Origin of the sequence: Pseudomonas sp. S5D5, from assembly GCF_003013355.1 — a bacterium.
Taxonomy (GTDB): Bacteria; Pseudomonadota; Gammaproteobacteria; order Pseudomonadales; family Pseudomonadaceae; genus Aquipseudomonas; species Aquipseudomonas aylmerensis.
In genome coordinates, this window is record NZ_PTEO01000001.1 from 3,038,336 (window position 1) to 3,055,108 (window position 16,773).

At 63.8% G+C, this 16,773-nt stretch carries 10 protein-coding genes and 1 pseudogene; 7 read left to right on the forward strand and 4 right to left on the reverse strand.

From position 1 onward, the window contains the following. Nucleotides 1-186 precede the first annotated feature (186 nt). Together C9990_RS14235 and C9990_RS14240 are read left to right on the forward strand one after the other, a co-directional pair. A complete protein-coding gene (locus C9990_RS14235) occupies nt 187-1,089 on the forward strand; it encodes a LysR family transcriptional regulator (RefSeq protein ID WP_106803673.1) in 903 nt (300 codons plus the stop codon). Between the two features lie 79 nt (nt 1,090-1,168). After that, nucleotides 1,169-1,963, forward strand: coding sequence for an alpha/beta fold hydrolase (locus C9990_RS14240; RefSeq protein WP_106803674.1), 795 nt, complete (start codon nt 1,169-1,171; stop codon nt 1,961-1,963). On the opposite strand, the gene C9990_RS33070 is transcribed toward C9990_RS14240, so the two are convergent. The 3 genes and pseudogenes from C9990_RS33070 to C9990_RS14250 form a co-directional block, all read right to left on the reverse strand. After that, complete coding sequence (locus tag C9990_RS33070; RefSeq protein WP_371920697.1) at nt 1,953-2,720, reverse strand: methyl-accepting chemotaxis protein; 768 nt, start codon at nt 2,718-2,720, stop codon at nt 1,953-1,955. The two genes, C9990_RS14240 and C9990_RS33070, sit on opposite strands and share 11 nt — an antisense overlap. An 87-nt stretch (nt 2,721-2,807) precedes the next feature. Continuing rightward, nucleotides 2,808-3,905: pseudogene (locus C9990_RS33075) on the reverse strand (cache domain-containing protein); the annotation flags it as partial. A gap of 138 nt (nt 3,906-4,043) precedes the next feature. Continuing rightward, nucleotides 4,044-8,045 carry a bifunctional nitrate reductase/sulfite reductase flavoprotein subunit alpha gene (locus C9990_RS14250; RefSeq protein WP_106803675.1) on the reverse strand — a complete coding sequence of 1,334 codons (4,002 nt, stop codon included), beginning with the start codon at nt 8,043-8,045 and terminating at the stop codon, nt 4,044-4,046. A 573-nt stretch (nt 8,046-8,618) separates the two neighbouring features. On the opposite strand from C9990_RS14250, the gene nirB reads away from it, so the two are divergent. Together nirB and nirD are read left to right on the forward strand one after the other, a co-directional pair. After that, the gene (gene nirB, locus C9990_RS14255) at nt 8,619-11,162 is read left to right on the forward strand and encodes a nitrite reductase large subunit NirB (RefSeq protein ID WP_106803676.1); all 2,544 of its coding nucleotides are present in this window, start codon (nt 8,619-8,621) and stop codon (nt 11,160-11,162) included. Then, nucleotides 11,162-11,524: a nitrite reductase small subunit NirD gene (gene nirD, locus C9990_RS14260; protein WP_106803677.1), complete on the forward strand. Its 363-nt coding sequence runs from the start codon at nt 11,162-11,164 to the stop codon at nt 11,522-11,524. The genes nirB and nirD overlap by 1 nt, the downstream gene beginning before the upstream one ends. A 358-nt stretch (nt 11,525-11,882) precedes the next feature. Here the strand turns inward: nirD and C9990_RS14265 are convergent, their stop codons facing one another. Beyond that, a complete protein-coding gene (locus tag C9990_RS14265) occupies nt 11,883-12,380 on the reverse strand; it encodes a MarR family winged helix-turn-helix transcriptional regulator (RefSeq protein WP_256595080.1) in 498 nt (165 codons plus the stop codon). 49 nt (nt 12,381-12,429) lie between these two features. Here C9990_RS14265 and C9990_RS14270 point away from each other — a divergent pair, with 49 nt between their 5' ends. The 3 genes from C9990_RS14270 (at nt 12,430) to C9990_RS14275 (ending at nt 15,847) form a co-directional block, all read left to right on the forward strand. After that, complete coding sequence (locus C9990_RS14270) at nt 12,430-13,920, forward strand: FAD-dependent oxidoreductase (RefSeq protein ID WP_106803679.1); 1,491 nt, start codon at nt 12,430-12,432, stop codon at nt 13,918-13,920. 398 nt (nt 13,921-14,318) lie between these two features. After that, on the forward strand, nt 14,319-14,483 hold the full coding sequence (locus C9990_RS32315; RefSeq protein WP_157955075.1) for a hypothetical protein: 165 nt from the start codon (nt 14,319-14,321) through the stop codon (nt 14,481-14,483). Beyond that, nucleotides 14,459-15,847: a hypothetical protein gene (locus C9990_RS14275; RefSeq protein ID WP_106803680.1), complete on the forward strand. Its 1,389-nt coding sequence runs from the start codon at nt 14,459-14,461 to the stop codon at nt 15,845-15,847. The genes C9990_RS32315 and C9990_RS14275 overlap by 25 nt, the downstream gene beginning before the upstream one ends. The last annotated feature ends 926 nt before the right edge of the window (nt 15,848-16,773 follow it).

Sequence of the window (16,773 nt, forward strand, 5' to 3'; positions counted from 1 at the left end):
GCCGCCGCCTTCGCAGCCTCGCTGGGGCTCGACAACTCCCACAGTTGGGCGGTGGGGTGGCTGGAATCCGAGCCCCTTAACGCGCCCGAGGAAACCGGTGATCAAAAGACCCATGCCGGTCGACATCAATGATAGGTATATTGGCGATCAACGCATCATTACATACGCACAGCCTATGGACCGCCCATGATCAACTTCCGCCTGATTCGCCACCTCTGGCTGTTCCTCGCCGTTGCCGAAGAGCAGAACTTCGGCCGCGCCGCCAAGCGTCTCGGGATGTCGCAGCCGCCGTTGAGCGAGCAAATCCAGGTGCTGGAGCAGGCGCTCAAGGTCACCTTGTTCGAGCGTTCGCGGCGTGGGGCGAAGTTGACGCCGGTGGGCGCGGCGATCCTGCCGGCGGTGCGCAAGTTTGCCGAGCAGTTGGAGCGCCTGGAGCTGGCAGTGGAAGAGGCGGTAGCGGGGCAGTCCGGCATGCTGACCATCGGCGCGATTTCCACGGCGATGTTCGATGTGTTGCCCGGCTTGATCGACCAACTCAAGCAACGCTACCCGCACCTCACCGTGTCGGTGCGCGAGATCGACAGCGTCGAGGCGGTGCCAGCCCTGGAAGCGGGTGATATCGACCTGGCCTTCGCCCGGTTGGATGGCGACCTCGGCCAGGCAATCCAGTCGCTGCCGCTGCGCGAGGATCGCCTGATGGTGGCCTTGCCCAGCAATCACCCCTTGGCGTCGCGCACGCGCATCAGCCTGTCGAGCTTGGCCAGCGAGCCGCTGGTAATGTTTTCGCGCAAGGTCAGCCCGGTGTACTTCGATAACCTCATCGCCACCTGCCGTGCCAGTGGTTTCTCGCCACGGGTCCTGCACGAAGTGCGCTCGGTGGCCTCGCAAATCGCCTTTGTCAGCTGCGGCCAGGGCATTGCGCTGGTGCCGGCAGCGCTGAAAAAACTGGCGCCGGACAACGTAGTGCTGCGCGCCCTGACGCAGAAACTCAACGTGGTGACCACCGCAGTCGCCTGGAACACCGAACGGCCCAACCCGCTGGTCAGCGAGCTGATCGAGCACTTCCAGACCCATACGATTGGCGTATGAATGCGTTCCGTTATCCGTCATTTACAGTAGGCAGGAAACCGCTGAAATTGCCGGGCTGTCTGTTCCAGGAATCCCCATCATGTCGTTCACTCACACCTACTTGCCGCTGACGGTAGACGGCGTATCGCTGGACATCGCCGCGATCCATCGCGCTGGCGACCGCGCGCCCATCGTGTTCCTGCACGGATTTGGCTCGACCAAGGAAGACTACGCCGATATCGACCTGCACCCGGCGTTCGACGGGCACCCGTTCATTGCCTACGACGCCCCCGGCTGCGGTGAAAGCCAGTGCTCCGATCTGACAAAGATCAGCATCCCGTTCCTGCTCGACACCGCGTTGCAGGTGCTGGCGCATTTCCAGATCGAGCGCTTTCATTTGGTCGGCCACTCCATGGGCGGCCTGACGGCGCTGATGCTGGCGCACCGTTTTCCCGGGCGTGTGCTGAGCTTCACCGACATAGAGGGCAACATCGCCCCGGAAGACTGCTTCCTCAGCCGCCAGATCGTCGACTACCCGGCGGACGATCCCGAGGCGTTTTTCCGCGCCTTCATCGAGCGCACCCGCCAGGCCCCGGCGTATGCCAGCGCGCTGTACTCGGCCAGCCTGCGCTACAAGGTGCGGGCCGGCGCGGTGCGCGGGATTTTCCAGTCGATGGTGGAGCTGTCGGATAACGCCGGGCTGATGGACAAGTTCCTCGGCCTGCCGTGCCCGCGTCTGTTCATGTACGGCGAGCAGAACGCCGGGCTGTCCTACCTCGCGCATATCCAGGCACACGGTGTGCGCCTGGCGCCGATTGCCGAGTGCGGGCACTTCCCGATGTATTCCAACCCGCGTGCCATGTGGCAACAGATCTCGGCGTTCATCAGGACTTGAAGCGGCCCACCAGCCCATTCAGCTCATCCGACAGGTTCGACAGCCGTCCCGAGTCGTCCTGCGCCGAGTTGGCCAGGCTTTCCACCAGCCGTGCCTCGTCGTAGATCTGCTGGATATGCCGGTTGATCTCTTCGGCGACGCTGTGTTGTTCCTCGGCGGCGGCCGAGATCTGCAGGTTCTGGTCACGGATCTCGTTGACCGACAGTTGAATGCCTTCAAAACTGTCGCGCGCGCTTTCGATGGACGACACACTCGCGCGTGACAGACCCAGGCAACTGCCCATCTTTTGCGTGACTTCCTGGGTCTTGTTTTCCAGGGTGCCGAGCAGTTGCTCAATCTCGCCGGTGGAGTCGGAGGTGCGCTTGGCCAACGCGCGCACCTCGTCGGCGACCACGGCAAAACCACGGCCCTGGTCACCGGCGCGGGCGGCCTCGATGGCAGCATTCAGCGCCAGCAGGTTGGTCTGTTCGGCAATCGCGCGAATGGTGCCGAGGATCTGATTGATGCTGCGACTGCCGGCTTCCAGCTCGACCATCGCCTGCGACGATTCGGTCAGGCGGCGGCCCAGGCGGTTGACGTTGTCGGTGGTGACTTCGATCTGCTGCTTGCCCTCGGCGACACGGCGGTGGCCGTTCTCGGCAGACTCCGCGGCGCCGCTGCAGGAGCGTGCGACTTCGTTGGCGGTGGCGACCATTTCGTTGAACGCGGTGGAGACCAGTTCCACCGCTTCGCGCTGGCGCCCGGCGGCCTCGTTCATGTTGTGCGCGACTTCGCTGTTGACCTTCGAGGCGTTCTGCAAGTTGGCCGACGCCGCGCCGATATGCTGGATCAGTTGGCGAATGGCGGCGAGAAACTTGTTGAACCAGCCGGCCAGTTCGGCGGTTTCATCCTTGCCCTGCACCTGCAGTTCATGACGCAGGTCGCCTTCGCCCTGGGCGATCGACTGCAGGCCGGTGCTGACCTGGCCGATGGGCTTGACGATGACCTTGGAGAACGCCGCGGCGATCAGCCCGAAGATCAACACCAGCACGCCGACGATGACGGCGGTGAGGTAGGTCATGCGCATGGCTTCGGCCATGACTTCGCGATGTTCGATCAGGCCGATGTAGCGCCAGCCCAGGCCCGGGGAAGTCCAGACGTTGGCCATATAGCGCACGCCGTCGATCTCGACCTCGGTGGAACCCTGGGGCGTCGCGGCCAGTTGGGCGTAAGCGGCGCCGAGGTCCTTGAGTGGCTTGAAGCTGTGGGCGGCGTCGCGCGGGTCGACCAGTACCACGCCGTCTTCGATCAGCATCACGTAGCCGCTTTCGCCGAGCTTGATGCTCTTGACCAACTCGGTGAGGTTCTTCAGCGACACGCTGACCACGAACACGCCCTTGGCCTTGCCGCTGTTATCCAGCAAGGCGCGCGCAGTGCCGACCAGGGCCACGTCGTCCTTGTCGTAATAGTACGCAGGGGTGCGCACGGTCTTGCCGGGGCTGGCCATTGCCGCCTTGTACCAGGGGCGTGTGCGCGGATCGTACTTGGCCAGCTGCGGGTCATCCGGCCATTTCACGTAGGTGCCGTCTTCCAGGCCGATGGACAGGATGGCCGCCGCCGGGTGCGTGGCACCGAAGCGCGCGAAGCGCTCGATCATCGCTTGGGCCTCGGCCGGCATAGGCTGGCTGGCGGCATCGGCGGGTTGATAGTTCTTCAGGGTGTTCACGGAAGTGTATACAGGATCCATGGCCATTTGATCGACGTTCTGCAGCGTGCCATCAAAGAACTGCCGGATGTTGCCATCGATCTGGCGGATTTCCCGCGTGCTGCCGTCGATGAACTGATCGACGGCCTGGGTCCGCGTGTTCATCACCGAAATCACGGCGACCAGGCTTACCGGGATAAATGCGACCGAGACAAACGCGAGTACAAGCTTATTTTTTATTTTCATCGAGACGACCATCAGCGTGGAGGGCGGCCAAATCGACGCCGTCCAGCCTAGAGTGGCGGCGATTTGCTATGCCTGCTGTTTCGGCCCGGGGCGGATAAATCTTTAGGGTTTTTTGTACACAATACAAAGTGCTTATTGTTCTGTATCCAATCAGTACACATCACGCAGATAACGCTTCTGCTCGCTCAATGCGCGCCAGTACTCCGCCGCGCTCTCCGCGCCAAGCCCGCCGTGGGTTTGCGCGATCTGACGGAGTGCCTGGTCGACATCCTTGGCCATATGGCTGGCGTCACCGCAGATATACAGCTGCGCGCCTTCCTGCAACCAGCGCCACAGCTCCGCACCGTGTTCGCGCAGGCGGTCCTGCACGTAGACCTTCTGCGCCTGGTCGCGGGAAAACGCCAGGCTGAGGTGGGTCAGCAGGCCATCGTGCTGCAAGTCTTGCAGTTCCTCCTGATAGTAAAAATCGCTGGCCGCATGTTGTTCACCAAAAAACAGCCAGTTGCGGCCCTGATGCCCCTGTGCCCGGCGTTCCTGCAAAAACGCGCGGAACGGCGCCACGCCAGTGCCGGGGCCGATCATGATCATCGGCACATCACCGTCGGTGGGTGTCCGAAAGTGCCGCGACGGCTGCACGAACACCGGCACCTCGGCGTCGCCGGCGCGGTCGGCGAGGAAGGTCGACGACACGCCTTTGCGCCGGCCATAACGTACCGCGGCCACCGTCAGATGGACTTCGCGCGGATAAGCCTTGGCGCTGGAGGCGATTGAATACAGGCGCGGTTGCAGGCGCTTGAGGGTGCCGAGCAGCTCCTGTGCCGTGCATTCAATTGGATAGTGGTGCAGCACGTCCGCCAGCTGTCGGCCCCACAGCCAGTCCTTCAGCTCGGCTTTGCGCTCGGGTTCGAGCAACTGCTTGAGGCCCGGATTGGCGCTGCGCTCGGCGATAAACGCAAGCGAGTCGCTGCTGGGACGGGCAATTTCGAAGTGCTGGGTCAGCGCCTGTTGCAGGGCAACCTCGCCGAAAGTGTCGACATTCACGCAGGTGCTGGCGGGCAGGCGAGTCAGGTCGAGCAGTTCGCTGACCAGTTCCGGACAGTTGCGCGGCATCACCCCTAACGCATCGCCGGCTTCATAGCTCAGCCCGGAGTCGGCCAGGTCGAGGGCGAACTGGCGGGTTTCCTTGTGCGCGCTGTGCGGGTTCAAGTGCCGGTTGAGCAGCAGGCGTGACCCGAACAGCTTGGTTTTGCCGGCGGGTGTGGCGGGCGCTGCAGGTTTGGCCGGGTTGAGGGTTTGCTGCAATTGCGCCAGCCAGGCGTCGGCACGGCTTTCGAATTCGGTGTCACAGTCGACGCGTTCCAGCAGGCGAGTGGCGCCCAGTTCCTGCAGGCGCTGGTCGAGCTGTTTGCCGTGCTTGCAGAACTGGTCGTAACTGGGATCGCCCAGCGCCAGCACCGCATAGCGCAACGATTCAAGGCGGATGTCGGCGCTGTTGAGGCTGCGCCAGAAACTTTCGCCATTGTCCGGTGGGTCGCCGTCGCCGAAGGTGCTGCTGATGAGGGCCAGGGTGTGGGTACTGGCGAGTCTGCTGGCGGGGAAGTCAGCCATGGCGCTGAGCACCACCTCTATGCCGGCGTCGCGCAGGCGTTGGGCACAGCGCTCGGCCAGGGTTTCGGCGTTGCCGGTTTGCGAGGCCCACAGCAGGGTGACGGTCGGGCCGGGCAGGGCGCTGGCTTCGACCGCTTCCGCACGACTGAACAGCCCACCCAGCAGGCCGTCGAGCCACAACCGAGTGTCTTTGGCCAAGGGGGCCTGCGCCGGCATCACCGGTACGCCGGCTTCGTGGCCAGTGCTGGCGCGCAGGCCACTGAGAAAGCCCGCAAGGTAGGTGCGTTCGCTGTCGCTGAGTGCCGGCGCCGGCACGTTGCGCAGGCCCGCGAGATCGGCGAAGGCGTCGAGGCGCGACATGGTGAGGTCCTCTGCTGAAGGGGAGATAACGCGGGTTGCGGGTTTGGGCGCGTCGAGGAACTGATGGTCGATCAGCTCGATCCGCGTCAGGGCCACGGCGCAGAATTTGAACTCCGGCTGCAGCGAAATCGGGTCGACGGCGTCGTTGGTCACTGCATTGATCGCCAGGTGTTCGCCAAACACATCGTTCCAGTGAAACGGCGCAAAGCAGTTGCCCGCCCGCACGCGGTCGGTGACCACCGCAGGCAGCACGGCATGCCCGCGTGATGAGCGAATTTCGACTCGGTCCTGGTCCTTGATGCCCAGTTGCGCGGCGTCTTCGGGGTGCAGTTCCACGAACGGGCCGGGGTTGAGTTTGTTCAGCGTGGCGACCTTGCCAGTCTTGGTCAGGGTGTGCCACTGGTGCTGCAGGCGGCCGGTGTTGAGCACAAAGGGAAACGCCGCATCGGGCATCTCCGCCGGCGGCATGTGTGGACGGGCGAAGAATTGGCCCTTGCCGGTTTCGGTGGCGAACTTGAGTGTGTCGCCATGCCGGTAGCGGATCGGGTTGCGGTCGGCGCCATCTGCGGATGCGCAGGGCCATTGCAAGGGCGTTTCGCGCAGGCGTGCATGGCTGGCGCCGCGCATGTCATAGCCAGTCTTGGGGTTCCAGGCGCGCTTGATTTCGTCGAATACGTCGGCGGCGCAGGTGTAGGTGAAGGCCTCGGCAAAGCCCATCGCGCAGGCGACCCGGGCGATGATCTGCCAGTCGGGCAAGGCCTCGCCGGGGGCGTCGACGGCTTTCTGCATCAGGGTCAGGTTGCGCTCGGAGTTGATCATCACGCCTTCGGCTTCGGCCCAGAGTGCGCCGGGCAACAGGATGTCGGCGTAGCGGTTGGTCTCGGTGTCGAGGAAGGCGTCCTGGGTGATCACCAGTTCGGCGGCCTGCAAACCTTCAATGACCTTGCGTCGATTCGGCGCGCTGGCCACCGGGTTGGTGCAGATGATCCAGCAGGCCTTGATCTGCCCGGCGGCCATCTGCTCGAACATCGCCACGGTGCCGCCGCCGACCTGGCGCGGCAGGCTGCCTGCGGGCAGTTGCCAGAGGTCTTCGATAAAGGCGCGGTCGGCCTCGACCAGCACCGAGCGCTGCCCCGGCAGGCCCGGGCCCATGTAGCCCATTTCGCGCCCGCCCATGGCGTTGGGCTGGCCGGTGAGGGAAAACGGCCCGCTGCCGGGGCGGCAGATCGCGCCGGTCGCCAGGTGCAGGTTGCACAGCGCGTTGGTGTTCCAGGTGCCGTGGGTGCTCTGGTTGAGGCCCATGGTCCAGCAGCTCATCCATTCGCTGGCCTGGCCGATCCAGGCGGCGGCCTGGCGGATGTCGGCTTCAGTCAGGCCGGTCAGTTGCGCAACCCGCGCCGGCGGGTAGTCCTCGAGGAAACCGGGCATGGCGTCCCAGCCTTCGGTGAAGGCCGCGATAAAGGCCGGGTCTGTGTGGCCGTTTTTCACCAGCAGGTGCAACAGGCCGTTGAGCAGGGCGAGGTCGGTGCCGGGGGCGATCTGCAGGAACAGGTTGGCCTTGTCCGCCGTGGCACTGCGTCGGGGGTCGACCACGATGAGTTTCGCCCCGGCCTTGACCCGGTCCATCATGCGCAGGAACAGGATCGGATGACAGTCGGCCATATTCGCGCCGATCACGAAGAACAGGTCGGCGCGGTCGAAATCTGCATAGGACCCCGGAGGTCCATCGGCGCCCAGGGACAGCTTGTAGCCACTGCCGGCGCTGGCCATGCACAGGCGCGAGTTGGACTCGATGTGCTGGGTGCGCACAAACCCCTTGGCGAGTTTGTTGACCAGGTATTGGGCTTCCAGGGACATTTGCCCGGACACGTAGAACGCCAGCGCGTCGGGCCCGTGGGTGTCGAGGATGTGGCGCAAACGGCTGGCCGTGTCGCTGATGGCCGTGTCGATGCCGATGCGCACCGGGTCGTGATCGCGCGCCTGACGCACGTAGGCGTTTTCCATGCGGCCGGACTCGGCAATGGCTTGCCCGCAGGTGGTGCCCTTGGTGCACAGGCGGCCGAAGTTGGTGGGGTGGGCCTTGTCGCCGATCACCTTGACCACCTTGTTGTGCTCGACCTGCATGACGATGCCGCAGCCCACACCACAATAAGGGCACACGCTGCGCACGCTTTGAATGGCCATCCGTACCCCTCGACTGCTTTGTGCCCGGCATAAAAAAAGCGCCCTGCAACCCTCCGTTGGAAACGGGGATTGCACGGCGCCTTTGTCGTGATTGGGCAGTCAGCGTTGACTGCTGTATGTGGGGTTCCTAGCAAGTCACGCGCCAGGTTTGAGCGCAGGCGGGCTCACGTGTCGTGACGAGGGCGCTGGCTCCCGCCGGGCTGCGCAGCGGCGCCAAAATCCTCGGTGCGCTACCCACGCCAACGGGAGCCAGCTCCCTCGCCACACAAGCGCTCCAGTGCGCAGTTATGAAGCAGGGCGCACCAGTTGGAGGCGGGATTCGGCGTATTGGAGGGGCAGAGGAGGCGCCGGGTGTGGCTGTTACGGGCACCTGGGCGGGTTGGCACGCCGCCTGCAAGTTCATCCTCAACCCATCTCGGTCAACGACGATCGACACCAGGGGCAATCGCGGCAGAGCCGGCGCAGTCGCCGATCCTATTCCGCAGAAGAACAGGCAAAGACGCCTGGAACCGCAAGGTTTCAGGCGTTTTTTTTTGCTTTTAAAACCGTGATGAACGTTGCCGGGTGCTTGGAATGAATAAACAGATGAAAACCCTGATCGTCGTCGGCAATGGCATGGTCGGCCACCACTGTGTGGAGCAACTGATCGAGCGCGGCGCGCTGGCGCATTATCGGTTGCACGTGTTCAGCGAAGAGCCGATGCGTGCCTATGACCGCGTACACCTTTCCGAATACTTCACCGGCCGCGATGCCGAGTCGTTGGCGCTGTCCGAGGCGTCGCTGTACCAGACGCCGGGCGTTACCCTGCACCTCGGCGTGCCGGTGCTGGAAATCGACCGCGCGCGTTGCGAGGTCATCACCGCCAATGGCTGCGTGGCGTACGACAAGTTGGTGCTCGCTACCGGTTCCTACCCGTTTGTGCCGCCGATTGAAGGCGCCGAAGGCGATTCGCGGCTGGTCTACCGTACCCTTGAAGACCTCGACGCCATTCGCGCGGCGGCAGCCAATGCCCGGCGCGGCGTGGTGGTCGGCGGCGGCCTGTTGGGCCTGGAAGCCGCCAACGCCTTGAAGAGCCTGGGCCTGGAAGCCCATGTGGTGGAGTTCGCGCCGCGCCTGATGCCGGTGCAGCTGGATGATTTTGGCGGCCTGGCGCTCAAGGCCCAGATCGAGCGGCTTGGCGTCGGTGTGCATTTGTCGCGCGCCACTCAATCGATCAGTGCGGGCGAGCAGTACCGCTACCGCATGAACTTCGCCGGTGAGGCGCATCTGGAGACCGACCTGATCGTGTTCTCCGCCGGTATCCGCGCCCAGGACGCCTTGGCTCGCCAGGCCGGGCTGGAGATCGGCCCGCGCGGCGGGGTGGTGATCAACGACGAATGCCTGAGCTGCGACCCGAACATCTACGCGATTGGCGAGTGCGCATCCTGGAACGGCAGCCTGTTCGGCCTGGTCGCGCCGGGCTACCAGATGGCCCGCGGCGTGGCCGCATTGTTGAGCGGGGAGGCCGCCGAGCCTTTTGTGGGCGCCGATATGTCGACCAAGCTCAAATTGCTTGGCGTCGACGTCGGCTCCATCGGCGATGCGCATGCCCACACGCCCGGCGCGCGCAGCTACCAGTTCATCGACGAGGCGAGCGCCAGCTACCGTCGCCTGGTGGTGGATGCGAGCGGCAAGCGCGTGATCGGCGCGGTGCTGGTCGGTGACAACAGCTACTACGACACCTTGCTGCAATACCTGCAGAACCGCATCGCGTTGCCGGCGGAACCGGCGAGCCTGATCCTGCCGTCGTCCAGCGGCGCACCGACACTGGGGCCTGGCGCGTTGCCGGAATCGGCCACGGTGTGTTCGTGCCACAACGTCACCAAAGGCGCGATCTGCTCGGCCATCGACGGCGGCTGCAGCGACCTCGGCGTGCTCAAGTCCCAGACCAAGGCGTGCACCGGTTGTGGCGGCTGCGCCGGGTTGCTCAAGCAGGTGTTCGAGCATGAGCTGATCGCGCGTGGCGTCAGCGTCGATAAAAGCCTGTGCGAACACTTCGCCCACACCCGGCAGGCGTTGTATGCGCTGGTGCGGGTGGAGGGGCTGAGCACCTTCGAGGAACTGCTGGCCAAGCATGGGCGTGGCCACACCGGCTGCGATGTGTGCAAGCCGGCGGTGGGTTCGATCCTCGCCTCCTGCTGGAACCAGCCGATCATGGACCCGTCCCTGGTGCCGCTGCAGGACACCAACGACACGTTCATGGCCAACATGCAGAAGAACGGCACCTACTCGGTGGTCCCGCGTATTCCGGGCGGTGAGATCACCGCCGACAAGCTGATCGTGATCGGCGAGGTCGCGAAGAAATACGACCTCTACACCAAGATCACCGGCGGCCAGCGCATCGACCTGTTCGGCGCGCAACTGCATGAGCTGCCGGACATCTGGGCCGAGCTGATCGCCGCCGGCTTTGAAACCGGGCATGCGTATGGCAAGTCCACGCGTACGGTGAAGTCCTGCGTGGGCAGCACCTGGTGCCGCTACGGTGTGCAGGACAGCGTGAAAATGGCGCTGCTGATCGAAGACCGCTACAAGGGCCTGCGCTCGCCGCACAAGCTCAAATTCGCGGTGTCGGGCTGCACCCGCGAGTGCGCCGAAGCGCAGAGCAAGGACGTCGGCGTGATCGCCACCGAGAAGGGCTGGAACCTGTATATCGCCGGCAACGGGGGCATGCGCCCACGCCATGCGGAACTGTTCGCCACCGACCTAGATGACGCCACGCTGATCCAGTACATCGACCGCTTCCTGATGTTCTACATCCGCACCGCCGACAAGCTGCAACGCACCTCGGTGTGGCGCGAAAGCCTGGAGGGCGGATTGGAGTTCCTCAAGGACGTGATCGTGCACGACAGCCTGGGCCTCGGCGCGGAACTTGAAGCGCAGATGCAACGGGTGGTCGACCGCTACGAATGCGAGTGGGCCAACGCCCTCGAGGACCCGGAGAAACTCAAGCGCTTCCGCACGTTCGTCAACGACAAGCGCGCCGACCCGGACATTCACTTTGTGCAGGAACGCGGCCAGCGCCGGCCGATCATGGCCGCCGAACTCAACCTGATTGCCGTCACCGAGGAGATTGCCTGATGAGCCAGCCCAACAGCCAGCGACACCTGGCCAGCTGGAAACGCGTGTGTACCGAACAAGACCTGGTGAGCAATTCCGGCGTGGTGGTATGGGTCGACGGCGTGCAGGTGGCGCTGTTCTACCTGCCGCAGGCGCCGGACCAGACGCTGTACGCCATCGACAATCATGACCCGCAGTCCGGCGCGAACGTCATCGGCCGCGGCCTGGTCGGCAGCATCAAGGGCCAGCTGGTGGTGGCTGCGCCGATCTACAAGCAGCATTATCGGCTGCAGGACGGCCAATGCCTTGAGGCGCCGGAGCAGCGATTGCGGGTATGGCCGGTGCGGTTGAACGGCGGGGTGGTGGAGTTGGCGGTGGATTGATAGGGCGCGGGGCGGTTGTGCCTATGTGGCTGGCGGGTTTGTTGTGGTGAGTGGGCTTCCAGTGGCTAGTGGGGCTTGGTGTGTTGAGTGGGCTTCCAGTGGCTAGTGGGCTTGTTGTGGTGAGTGGCTTCCTGTGGCTAGCGATCCTGTTGTGGTGAGCGGGCTTGCCCCGCGTTGGGGCGCGCAGCGGCCCCTCTCAAGATCACTGCGCTGTTTCAGGTAAACCGAGGGGTTGGGTTTGGGGCTGCTGCGCAGCCCAACGCGGGGCAAGCCCGCTCGCCACAACAATCCCGCTCACCATAGGATGCCCGCTTGCTTCAACAACTCAGCCTGGCTCACCAGAGCGCAGTGCACGGCTTCATTTCATCCCCTTCGTCGCCCGCACTGAATCGTCCTTGATGTCCTCGGCAAACTTGCGCATCAGCCGCACCAGGTTGTCGAAATCACCCTCGTCCCAGGTCGAGAAGATCGACTGGCCAATCCTCTCCCGCGCCGCATCGACACGGTCCGTCATGGCCTTGCCCTTGTCGGTAATCACCGACTCACGCACGCGGCGGTCCGCTGCACTTTCCTGGCGCAGGATCAGGCCGAGGCTTTCCAGTTTCGCCACCTGCCGGCTTACGGTGGTGTAGTCGCGGCCGACACGATCGGCCAGTTCGACCACGCCAATCGGGCCCAGCCGCTCCACCAGCACCAGCAGCGGAAACAGCGCGCGATCCAGGGAAATCCCGGCTTCGCGCACCATCGCCTCGTCGCGTTGCGGGCGATTCATCACGCCGACGATTTCCACCAGCGATCCATGCAGGTCGCGCAGTTGGGTGGATATATGTGCGCTTTGCACATTTTTAATTGACACTGTGCTTCTCCCTCTTAATATGTGCGTATTGCACATATAGGTGGCCCGTATGAACGAGCGATGCGCTGTCGATGTACTGATTTGCGGTGCCGGTGCTGCCGGCTTGACCCTCGCGATCGACTTGGCCAGACGGGGCATCACCTTCCGTCTGATCGAGAAGAGCCCACAGCCGTTCCATGGCTCGCGCGGCAAGGGCATCCAGCCAAGGTCACAGGAAGTCTTCGAAGACCTGGGGGTTCTCGACCGCCTGGTGGCAATGGGGGGAGTCTATCCGACTGAACGGCGCTACCGCGACGATGGCAGCTTCAGTGACGGCAATTCTATCGCGCAGCATCCTGCGACACCGGCCGAGCCCTATCAACAGCCGCTGATGGTGCCGCAATTTCTGACTGAGCAAGTGCTGCGCGAGCGTCTGTTGGAGCTGGGGCATCGGCCTGAATTCGGCTGTGAACTACTGGACTTTGTTCAAGACGACGACGGCGTCACGGCGCAGGTGATGGGGCCGACGGGCGCCGACACCGTTCGCGCGCGCTGGCTGGTGGGCGCCGATGGCGGTCGCAGTTTTGTGCGGCATGCGCTGCAGATTGGCTTTCCTGGCAAGACGCTGGGCGTACGCGCGCTGGTGGCGGACGTGGTGCTCACCGGGCTGTCGCGTGACCATTGGCACCGTTTTGGCGAGGGCGATGTGCAGCGACAAGTCGCGATATGCCCGTTGGCCGGCACCGATCTGTTCCAGATCCAGGGCCCGATTCCTCTGGAGGTTGATGTCGACATGAGTGCAGAAGGGCTGACGGCGCTCATCGCCCAGCGCACCGGGCGTGAGGATATTGAAGTGCATTGCGTGTCCTGGGCATCGGCCTACAGCATGAATGCGCGCCTGGCCGACCACTACCGCGTCGGCCGTGTGTTGCTGGTGGGCGACGCCGCCCATATCCATCCACCCACCGGCGGCCAGGGCCTCAATACCAGCGTGCAGGACGCCTACAACCTCGGCTGGAAACTCGCCGCGGTGGCCCACGGCGCGTCCGATGATCTGCTCGACAGCTACGAGGCAGAGCGCCGTCCCGTCGCCGCGTCCGTACTCGGCCTGGCCACCCAACTGCTGGGCGCGATGGCCAACGGCGACTTGCGCCGGGGCAGGGAAGTGCACCAGCTGGATATCGGCTACCCGCAGTCCTCGCTGGCCCTGGCGCAGCCGACACGTACCGCCAGCCTGCGCGCCGGCGACCGGGCACCGGATGCACCGATCCGGGGGGCGGCAGGCCAATCGTTGCGACTGTTCAACCTCTTCCAGGGCACGCATTGGACATTGCTCGGGTACGGGGTAAAACGCGGCTCGGTGGCCGCGCGGCCGGGGCTGCATATCCATCGGTTCGGCCTGCAAGGCGACATGATCGACGCGCAGGGACACTTTCAGCGCGCTTATGAACTGGCGCTCGGTGACTGGGTGCTGGTGCGCCCTGACGGGTATATCGCCGCGATTGTTTCATCCGCGCAGGTTGACGTTCTTGAGGGTTACCTTCAGCGGGTCTTGCTCTAGACAGCGCCACCGCCATCGCAGCCTCGCTGGCGCTACACGGATTGTCGTGGGCATTAAACGAGTCCGAGCAAACGCCCCGATCCCCTCCTGTGGGAGCCGTCGAGCCCTGGCGAGGCCGCGAAGGCGGCGGCATTGCCAATGAATTTAGTGCCTGACCCACCGCTTTCGCGGCCTCGCCGGGGCTCGACGGCTCCCACAGGGGATCGGCGGTGTTGGCCTCGATACGGGCCCACCCCAAGCAGCCTTGAGTCACACCCCATAATCCGCCGCCCCAAAGATCAAATGTGGGAGCCGTCGAGCCCCGGCGAGGCCGCGAAGGCGGCGGGTCAGGCAACGAAGATATCGCCCGTGCCGAAGGATCCAGATGCAACCCGCTTCAGCCAAATCAAGGACACTTTATGGCGCTCATCACCGAGCGCCTGGAACAAGCCCGCAATGGCATCAACCCCAAGCCCGATCTTGGTGTGCGTTCAAACCGCGATTTGTTTGAAAACAACCGCTACACTGCCGCCCCCCAATTTCAGCAAGGATGCTCAGGATGCGTGCGTACTTCGCCGGCGTAATCCTCTTTCTGGCCCTGGCCACCGCCGCCATGGCCGAACCCCGATCGTTCTCGGTCAATGAGCCCAGTGGCAAGTTCCTGGTCGAAGTGCTGTTCCCCGAGGTCCCGCAGGACCTGCAAACGTTGGCACCAGCCTTGATCACCGTGCGCGACAGAGCGACGCTCGCGATTCTCCAGCAGTTGCAAACGCCCGCCGGCAATGTGCCGCTGGATCGCCACGGCAAAACCGACGCGGACCATCTGGTGGGCGAGTACGGGCTGTTGTATTTCGCCGATATCAACGGTGATGGTCGTCAGGACCTGGCTATCCGCAATGGCAGCGGCGCCGCTGAAGATTTTCAATTCAATTACGATGTGTACCTGCAAGACCCGCAACAGGTGCAATGGATCTTGAACCAACCCTTGACCGACCTGGCGAACGAGACCTCCGGCGGGATGTTTTCGATCAATCCCACGGATGGCGTTATCCATTCGCAAACCGACCGCGGTTGTTGCTGGATGCGCGCCAGTCGCTGGCAGATGCAGGGCGACCAATTGGTCCGGCTGAGCTTCTACACCCAGGAAGAAGTGCCGGCAACAGACAGCAATGAAAATACCAGCATGCCCAGCGGCTACATGCTGCGCACCACCGGCGAATGGAAGGATGGCCAGTGGCTGGAAACACCCAGGCTTGAGGGGCCGGTCAACGAGGACGCGCAGCGACTGGTCGGCACGCTCGATGGCAAGATTCCGGTGGAAATCTGGTACCAGCAACAGGGCGCGGTCTTGATCGGCGAACTGCGCTACACCAAAAGTGGCAGCGGCCAGCCGATCAAGCTGGTGGGTGACCGCGGTGAGTATGCTGGTGAACCCTTCTTCTACCTGCATGAATACACCGATGACGGCCATCAGACCGGCATCTGGCGCATCACCCGTGATTACACCGGTACCTGGGTCAGTGGTGCGAAGGGCGACACGCGCGAACTGGCCATCCAGTTGCACGATGAGCACCAGCAACCGGATTACGATAAATTCGATGAAGTCGCCCGCGACCAGCGCGACGGTCACTACCAGATGCGTGATGATTTCCTGGACCGTGACGGCGACCTGGACTTGAAAATCCTGCCCGAGCGCGATGCCCAGGGGCGCGAAGTCGCGGAGTTCACCGTGACGCTCAAAGACACCGGCACCTCAAAAGTCATCGTCACCGCCCACCACCGCGTGCCGATGGAAACCGAAAATCTCATCATCGTGCCGGAACCGCTGGCGACTCGCCGTGCAGGTCCGTACCACATTCAATTGGTGAAAAACTTCGCGGTAATCGAACACAACTCAGCGCCGGACAGCCCGGATTACCTGACCGGTTATTACCGCAAGCAGCCCTGAGTCACCCCCCATAATCCGCCGCCCCAAAAACCAAATGTGGGAGCCGTCGAGCGCCAGCGAGGCCGCGAAGGCGGCGGCATTGCCAATGAATTTAGTGCCTGACACACCGCTTTCGCGGCCTCGCCGGGGCTCGACGGCTCCCACAGGGGAACGGCGGTGTTGGCCTCGATACGGGCCCACCCCAAGCAGCCTTGAGTCACACCCCATAATCCGCCGCCCCAAAAACCAAATGTGGGAGCCGTCGAGCCCAAGCGAGGCCGCGAAGGCGGCGGCATTGCTAATGAATTTAGTGCCTGACCCACCGCTTTCGCGGCCTCGCCAGGGCTCGACGGCTCCCACAGGGGATCGGCGGGGTTGGCCTCGATACGGGCCCACCCCAAGCAGCCTTGAGTCACACCCCATAATCCGCCGCCCCAAAGATCAAATGTGGGAGCCGTCGAGCCCCAGCGAGGCCGCGAAGGCGGCGGCATTGCCAATGAATTTAGTGCCTGATACACCGCTTTCGCGGCCTCGCCAGGGCTCGACGGCTCCCACAAGGGATCGGCGGTGTTAGCCTCGATTCCGGCCCACCCCAAGCAGCCTTGAGTCACACCCCATAATCCGCCGCCCCAAAGATCAAATGTGGGAGCCGTCGAGCCCCAGCGAGGCCGCGAAGGCGGCGGCATTGCCGATGTATTTCGCGCCTGACCCACCGCTTTCGCGGCCTCGCCGGGGCTCGACGGCTCCCACAGGGGATCGGCGGTGTTGGCCTCGATACGGGCCCACCCCAAGCAGCCTTGAGTCACACCCCATAATCCGCCGCCCCAAAGATCAAATGTGGGAGCCGTCGAGCCCCAGCGAGGCCGCGAAGGCGGCGGCATTGCCAATGAATTTAGTGCCTGATACACCGCTTTCGCGGCCTCGCCAGGGCTCGACGGCTCCCACAA

Excerpts from the sequence above, each read along its gene's own strand:
- C9990_RS14235 (WP_106803673.1), top strand. The coding sequence starts at position 187 with ATGATCAACTTCCGCCTGATTCGCCACCTCTGGCTGTTCCTCGCCGTT.
- C9990_RS14240 (WP_106803674.1), top strand. The coding sequence starts at position 1,169 with ATGTCGTTCACTCACACCTACTTGCCGCTGACGGTAGACGGCGTATCG.
- C9990_RS33070 (WP_371920697.1), bottom strand. The coding sequence starts at position 2,720 with ATGAACGAGGCCGCCGGGCGCCAGCGCGAAGCGGTGGAACTGGTCTCC.
- C9990_RS14250 (WP_106803675.1), bottom strand. The coding sequence starts at position 8,045 with ATGGCCATTCAAAGCGTGCGCAGCGTGTGCCCTTATTGTGGTGTGGGC.
- nirB (WP_106803676.1), top strand. The coding sequence starts at position 8,619 with ATGAATAAACAGATGAAAACCCTGATCGTCGTCGGCAATGGCATGGTC.
- nirD (WP_106803677.1), top strand. The coding sequence starts at position 11,162 with ATGAGCCAGCCCAACAGCCAGCGACACCTGGCCAGCTGGAAACGCGTG.
- C9990_RS14270 (WP_106803679.1), top strand. The coding sequence starts at position 12,430 with ATGAACGAGCGATGCGCTGTCGATGTACTGATTTGCGGTGCCGGTGCT.
- C9990_RS32315 (WP_157955075.1), top strand. The coding sequence starts at position 14,319 with ATGGCGCTCATCACCGAGCGCCTGGAACAAGCCCGCAATGGCATCAAC.
- C9990_RS14275 (WP_106803680.1), top strand. The coding sequence starts at position 14,459 with ATGCGTGCGTACTTCGCCGGCGTAATCCTCTTTCTGGCCCTGGCCACC.